The sequence below is a fragment of the Inhella sp. genome (assembly GCF_041912635.1).
Taxonomy (GTDB): Bacteria; Pseudomonadota; Gammaproteobacteria; order Burkholderiales; family Burkholderiaceae_C; genus Inhella.
Window position 1 is genome coordinate 197,634 of record NZ_JAYRMO010000003.1, and the last position, 6,857, is coordinate 204,490.

Sequence of the window (6,857 nt, forward strand, 5' to 3'; positions counted from 1 at the left end):
CAGCTTATCGGTACACCAGCTGGGCTGGCAGGCCGATGTGCTGCAACTCCAACAGTGCGGCATCGCTGGGCCAGTGCAATGAGGCCGCGCCCAGCTCCACATCTGCAGCCACACCCGGCAGCTGCAGGCTCCAGCGAATGGGCAGGCCGCGCTGCACGCTGCCCTCTTCATGCGCCACGGTCTGCGGCGGGTGGCGCAGCACCCAGGCCTTCAGCGCCGCCACCTGAGCCTCGCTGGGCCGCGGCAGCTCCACGCGCAGGGCCTTGGCGAAGCGGGCGCGCGCACCGGCCAGGTCCAGCACCTGCTGGGCATTGGCGCGCAGGCCCCCGCTGAAGCGGTCGAAGCGCACATTGGCCTGCACCAGCACCAGGGTGTCCTCGGTCAGCAGCTCCTTGTGCTGGTCGTAGAGCTCGCCATTGCAGGCCACCTCCAGCACGCCGCTGCCGTCGTCGAGCTTGAAGATCGCCACGCGGCCACGTGCGCCGTTGATGACGCGCAGGTCCGAGACGATGCCGGTGATCAGCGTGGGCTCGCGGCTGTCCTCCAGCTCGTTGAGCTGCTTGGGTACCAGGCGGCGCACCTCGGCGGCGTGCTCGTCGAACAGATGGCCGCTCAGATAGAAGCCGATCGCCGCCTTCTCCAGGCTCAGACGCTCGCGCACGCCCCAGGGCTTGGCTTCGAGCAGATCGGGCTCGCTGGCCGGGGCATCGGCAAAGTCAAACAGCCCGCCCTGGGCGGCATTGGCCTCCAGCTGCTCGGCATGTTGAAAGGCCAGGCCGACGGACTCCAGCACGCGCTCGCGCTCGGCGTGCAGGGTGTCGAAAGCGCCGGCCTTCACCAGCGCCTCGACGACGCGCTTGTTCACCGTGCGGCGATCCATGCGGGCGCAGAAGTCGAACAGGCTCTTGAAGGGCCCGCCCTCGCGCCGCACGCGCTCGATCACCTCGATGGCACCCGCGCCCGTGCCCTTGATGGCCCCCAGGCCGTAGCTGATCAGCTTCTTGCCCAGCGGCACGAACTTCAGCTCGCTGCGGTTCACGCAGGGCGGCTGGAAGTCGATGCCAAAGGCCTTGGCGTCGGCCAACAGGATCTTGAGCTTGTCCGTGTTGTCCGATTCGATCGTCATGTTGGCCGCGAAGAACTCGGCCGTGTAGTGCACCTTGATGTAGCCGGTGTGGTACGCCAGCAGCGAGTAGGCGGCGGCGTGGCTCTTGTTGAAGCCATAGCCGGCGAACTTCTCCATCAGGTCGAAGACCTCGTCGGCCTTCTCGGTGCTGATGTTCAGCTTGGCGGCGCCGGTGCGGAAGATCTCGCGGTGCTGGGCCATCTCCTCGGCCTTCTTCTTGCCCATGGCACGCCGCAGCAGGTCGGCGCCGCCCAGGCTGTAGCCGCCCATCAGTTGCGCGGCCTGCATCACCTGCTCCTGGTACACAAAGATGCCGTAGGTCTCGTTCAGCACCTGGCCCAGCAGCTCATGCGGGTACTCGATCTTTTCCTTGCCGTTCTTGCGCGCGCAAAAGCTCGGGATGTTCTCCAGCGGGCCGGGGCGGAACATGGCGTTCAGGGCGATCAGGTCCTCCAGACGAGTGGGCTTGGCCTCGCGCAGCATCTTCTGCATGCCGCTGGATTCAAACTGGAACACCGCCTCGGTCTTGCCGTCGCTGAAGAGTTTGTAGGTCTTCGCGTCGTCGATCGGCAGGTTCTCGTAGGCGAAGTCGGGCTTGAGCTTGTCGCAGATGTACTTCTTGGCCAGCTCCAGGATGGTCAGCGTGGCCAGGCCCAGGAAGTCGAACTTCACCAGGCCGATGGCTTCGACGTCGTCCTTGTCGTACTGGCTCACCGCCGAATCGCTGCCGGGCTGCTGGTAGAGCGGGCAGAAGTCGGTGATCTTGCCCGGCGCGATCAGCACGCCGCCGGCATGCATGCCGATGTTGCGCACGATGCCCTCGACCTGCGTGGCCAGGCCCAAGAGCGTGGCCACCTCCTCTTCCGCGGCCTCGCGCTGTTCCAGCTCGGGCGCCTCTTGGCGCGCGTAGATGATGCTGGTGTCGGGCTTCTCAGGCACCTTGGCCAGGGTCACGGTCTTGCCCGGCGGCGCTGGAATGAGCTTGGCGATGCCGTCCACATGCCCGTAGCTCATGCCCAGCACGCGGCCCACGTCGCGCAGCGCGGCCTTGGCGGCCATGGTGCCGAAGGTGGCGATCTGGCTCACCGCATCGCGGCCGTACTTGTCCTTCACGTAGTCGATCACGCGATCCCGGTTGCCCTGGCAGAAGTCGATGTCGAAGTCGGGCATCGAGACGCGCTCAGGGTTCAGGAAGCGCTCGAACAGCAGGTTGTAGGCCAGCGGGTCCAGGTCGGTGATGGAGAGCGCGTAGGCCACCAGCGAACCCGCGCCCGAACCCCGGCCCGGACCCACCGGGCAGCCATTCGCCTTGGCCCAGGTGATGAAGTCCGCCACGATCAGGAAGTAGCCCGGGAAGCCCATCTTGATGATCGTGGCAAGCTCGAACTCCAGGCGCTCCACATAGCGCGGGCGCTCGGCCTCGCGCTTGGCCTCGTTCGGGTACAGATGCTGCAGCCGGGCCTCGAGTCCCTCGAAGCTGAGCTGGCGGAAGTAGTCCGCCATTGGCATGGGCGTGCCATCCTCCAGCAGCGGCGTGGGGAAGTCCGGCAGGCGCGGCTTGCCCAGCACCAGCTCGATCGAGCAGCGCTCGGCAATCGCCAGCGTGTTGGCCAGCGCCACCGGAATGTCGGCAAAGCGCGCCGCCATTTCGGCCTGGCTCTTGAAATGCTGGTCCGGCGTGAAGCGCTTGACGCGCTTGGGGTTGTCCAGGGTCTCACCCTCGGCGATGCAGACGCGAGCCTCGTGGGCGGTGAATTCCTCCTCCTCCAGGAACTGGATCGGGTGGGTGGCCACCACCGGCAGGCCCAGGCGGCTGGCGAGCAGGCAGCTGGCGCGCAGCAGGCGCTCGTTCAGCTGGCCCTGCACGCGCTGCAGTTCGACGTAGAAGCGCCCGGAGAAGGCGGCTGCCAGTTCCTGCGCGATGGCGTCTGCCTTGGCGGTGTCACCCGCCTGCAGCGGCGCGGCCAGCGGACCGCTGGCAAAGCCCGAGAGGCAGATCAGCCCCCCGTTCAGCTCGGCCAGCCACTCCCGCTTCAGGCAGGCCTGGTTGCGGATCACATTGCCCACCCAGGCGCGGCTGAGCAGTTCACACAGGTTCAGATAGCCCTGGCTGTTCTGCACCAGCAGCAGCACGCGCGCCGGCGCCTGCGGCGGCGTGCCGGGCAGCTGCGCACCCTCGGGCTCCAGCCAGCAATCGGCACCCAGGATGGGTTTGACACCCTTTTTGCGCGCGGCCTTGTAGAACTTGACCGCACCAAAGAGGTTGGCAAGGTCGGTGACGGCCATGGCCGGCTGGTTGTCCTTGGCAGCGGCCTTGACGGCGTCGTCGATGCGCAAGGTGCCGTCCACGACGGCAAATTCGGTGTGGGCGCGGAGATGGCAAAACGTCATCGCGGCATTGTGCCGCCGGGCTCCGCGCTCAGCTGTGAAGGTCGCCCGCCAAGCTGGCCAGGGTCTCGGCCGGGAGGCTCAGGTGCGCCGGGTAGTTCGTGTGGTCGCAACCCAGGCGCACGGCCGCGCCGGCAAGGATGGCTTCGCGCTGCGCGGCGCTGAACTCGAAGCGCAGGAAGTGCACCGAGGAGGTCTTCTCGGGCGTCTCGCGTTCCAGGTCTTCGTCGGCAATGGCGTAGACCCGCGCGTGCCCTTCCACCTCCACGAACATCCGGTCCTCCACACCCACCAGCCGCGCCAGCTCGCGCTTGCGCTCGTGCGGGTCGGGGTACTCCAGCAGCATCGTCGCCTTCCAGTTCGTGCCATCGGGCACCAGCGGGGCATAGGCGTCGATCTCGGCCTGGATGCCCTCCTCCTCGAAGATCTTTTCGATGCGCAGCATCTCCTGAATCTGGTAGCGGATGGTGCGTTCGTCCTCGAACTGCAGGTTCATGTGCTCGCCCAGTGCCACGCTGCGCCGGCGGCGATGGGCGATCAGCTCCGGCCGCAGCGTCTTGCGGGCCTTGCTCCAGGCTTCCAGGCTTTGCAGGGATTCGGCGGTGATGGACATGGGCTCACTCCAAGCCGTAGGCGCGGCGCATCAGCGTCAGCGGGTGGGCCAGGGCCTTGGCCGGCGTGCCGGCCTGTTGCATGCCCTGGGCAATGTGGTGGCCGGCCAGCGCGCAGTCGCTGCTGATGACATCGGGCTCATCTTTGGCCATGGCCTTGAAGACGGGCTTGCCGATCTTCAGCGCGTCCAGGTGGTGCGCCGTCTTCACGCCATAGGTGCCGGCATGGCCGGAGCAGCGCTCAACGGTGTTCAGCTGCACGCTGACGCTCTGGCCGATGAGCTTGAACATTTCCTCGGTCTTGCGCCCGATCTTCTGCACCCGGCCGTGGCAGGGGATGTGGTAGCTGACCCGGCCGAGCGCGGTCTTGAAGTCCAGCTTCAGCAGCCCATCCTTGTGGCGGGCCATCAGGTACTCGAAGGGATCCCAGACCGCCGCCTTGACGGCCTGAACCGCCGCTTCCTCGGGGAACAGATGCGGCAGTTCCTGCTTGCACATCAGCGTGCAGCTGGGAATGGCCGAGAGGATGGCGTAGCCCTCGGCCGCGTAGCGCGCCAGCACGGGGATGTTCTTGTCCTTGTGCTTCTCGACGGACTCCAGATCGCCGAGCTCGAACTTGGGCATGCCGCAGCAGGCCTCCTTCTCGACGATGACGTAGGGGATGTCGTTGTGCGCCAGGACCTTCAGCAGATCGTGGCCGATGCCGGGCTCGTTGTAGTTCACATAGCAGGTGGAAAAGATCGCCACCTTGCCCGGCGTGCGCTCGCCGTTGGTGCAGACCTGGGCGGACGACTTGGCGGCGCCCCAGCGAAAGCGTTGCGTAGCCAGTTCGGGCATCCAGGCCTCGGGGTGCACGCCCAGGGTCTTGTCCATGGCCTTGCGCGCCAGGCCAGTGCGGTTCACGGCATTGACCGCCTGCACCACGATGGGAATGCCCGCGAAACTGCCATGCACATCGGTGCTGGCCAGAAAGCGTGCCCCGGCCCCGACCTCGCCCCGCTTGAACTGGATCGCCTTGGCGCGCAGCATGGTGTGCGGGAAGTCGAGGTTCCAGGCGTGCGGCGGCACGTAGGGGCATTTGGTCAGGTAGCAGAGGTCGCACAGGTAGCACTGGTCGACGACCTTCCAGTACGCCGCACGCGGGACCTCATGCAGTTCGCCATCGCTGGTCGCGTCCACCAGGTCGAACAGGATCGGGAAGCTCTGGCACAGGCTCACACAGCGGCGGCAGCCGTGGCAGATGTCGAAGATCCGCCCCATCTCGTCCAGGCAGGCCTGCTCGTCGTAGAAGGCCGGGTTCTTCCAATCCACCGGGTGGCGGGTCGGGGCTTCCAGATTGCCTTCGCGCTTGTCCATGCGGCCTCCTTGCAAAAGCGGCGCCCGCAGGCGCCGCCGTCCACTCAGCTCCCGTCCTCAGTCAACCAGTTGCTCCAGCGCCTTCGCATAGCGGTTGGCGTGCGAGCGCTCGGCCTTGGCCAGGGTCTCGAACCAGTCGGCAATCTCGTCAAAGCCCTCGTCGCGCGCGGTCTTGGCCATGCCCGGGTACATGTCGGTGTACTCATGGGTCTCGCCGGCAATGGCCGCGGCCAGGTTCTGGCGCGTGTTGCCGATCGGCAGCCCGGTGGCCGGGTCGCCCACCTGCTCCAAAAACTCCAGGTGCCCATGCGCGTGGCCGGTTTCCCCCTCGGCGGTGGAGCGGAACAACGCCGCCACATCGTTCTGCCCTTCCACATCGGCCTTGTTGGCGAAGTAGAGGTAGCGCCGGTTGGCTTGCGATTCACCGGCGAACGCGTCCTTCAGGTTCTGCTCGGTCTTCGATCCTTTGAGTCCCATGTCTGTCTCTCCAAGGTGAACGGAAGAACCGCCAGATGGCGGAGCGCAATGACGCTACTCCAATCGCTGCACCGCCACCAATAAGGGTTCGCAATAGTTCGGATAGGAGGCCGCTATGCGCGCGGCAGGCCCATGCCGGGGCTGTGCTACAGTCTCGGCCTCTTCTGTGGGGGGGTAGCTCAGCTGGGAGAGCGTCGCGTTCGCAATGCGAAGGTCGGGAGTTCGATCCTCCTCCTCTCCACCACAATTTCTGCAATTGCATCAAGGGCTTGGCTTCGGTCAGGCCCTTTTTGTTTTCTGCTTCTTGGGCACAGATGGGCACATGTGCCCATCTGTGCCCACCGTGTGCCAACGTGCGTGCTTCACTCCGACTTGACCACCCAGTTCAGCCCAACCTGAACAGCCGCCCCAGTCCGAGCTGAACACCCGGACCGGCACGGTCAGCAGCGGGAGCTATCCCTGCATCTGCCGCTTGGCCCTGAGCTTGCGCATCGACTCACCCTTGAGGGTGATGCGATGCGACTGGTGGATGACCCGGTCCAGCACCGCGTCGGCAAGGGTGGGATCTGGGAAGAAGCCGTGCCACTGATCGGTCGGGTACTGGCTGGTGATCAGCAAAGACCCGGTGCGCATGCGCCGGTCGACCACCTCCAGCAGCACATGGGCAGCCTGCAGCGACATCTCGCCCACCCCGAGATCGTCGATGACCAGCAGCGTGGGCTTGGTCAGGGCCAGCTTCAGCCGAGGCAGCGAGCCATCCAGTACCGCGACACCGATATCGGCGAAGAGCTGGCTGGCCCGGCAGAAGGTGGCCGCCAGGCGCAGCCGGCAGGCCTGCGCCGCGAAGGCACAGGCCAACCAGGTCTTGCCCACGCCGGTCGGGCCCAGGATCACCAAGT

Annotated in this window: 5 protein-coding genes and 1 tRNA gene; 1 reads left to right on the plus strand and 5 read right to left on the minus strand. The window is 66.2% G+C overall.

The window, feature by feature from the left end:
- Positions 1-4: 4 nt before the first annotated feature.
- Genes dnaE through ACE3QP_RS03005 form a run of 4 tightly spaced genes read right to left on the minus strand, consistent with a single transcriptional unit; the run spans position 5 to position 5,958 of the window.
- Positions 5-3,517 carry a DNA polymerase III subunit alpha gene (gene dnaE / locus ACE3QP_RS02990; protein ID WP_374433443.1) on the minus strand — a complete coding sequence of 1,171 codons (3,513 nt, stop codon included), beginning with the start codon at positions 3,515-3,517 and terminating at the stop codon, positions 5-7.
- A gap of 28 nt (positions 3,518-3,545) precedes the next feature.
- Positions 3,546-4,127: a DUF3501 family protein gene (locus tag ACE3QP_RS02995; protein WP_374433444.1), complete on the minus strand. Its 582-nt coding sequence runs from the start codon at positions 4,125-4,127 to the stop codon at positions 3,546-3,548.
- Between the two features lie 4 nt (positions 4,128-4,131).
- Positions 4,132-5,481, minus strand: coding sequence for a (Fe-S)-binding protein (locus ACE3QP_RS03000; RefSeq protein ID WP_374433446.1), 1,350 nt, complete (start codon positions 5,479-5,481; stop codon positions 4,132-4,134).
- Positions 5,482-5,538: 57 nt separating this feature from the next.
- On the minus strand, positions 5,539-5,958 hold the full coding sequence (locus tag ACE3QP_RS03005; RefSeq protein WP_198109994.1) for a rubrerythrin family protein: 420 nt from the start codon (positions 5,956-5,958) through the stop codon (positions 5,539-5,541).
- A 168-nt stretch (positions 5,959-6,126) separates the two neighbouring features.
- Here ACE3QP_RS03005 and ACE3QP_RS03010 point away from each other — a divergent pair.
- Positions 6,127-6,202: transfer RNA gene (locus tag ACE3QP_RS03010), tRNA-Ala, on the plus strand.
- A 209-nt stretch (positions 6,203-6,411) separates the two neighbouring features.
- Here ACE3QP_RS03010 and ACE3QP_RS03015 read toward each other — a convergent pair.
- Positions 6,412-6,857, minus strand: a 446-nt coding sequence (locus tag ACE3QP_RS03015) for an ATP-binding protein (RefSeq protein ID WP_374433448.1), incomplete at its 5' end; no start/stop codon positions are given.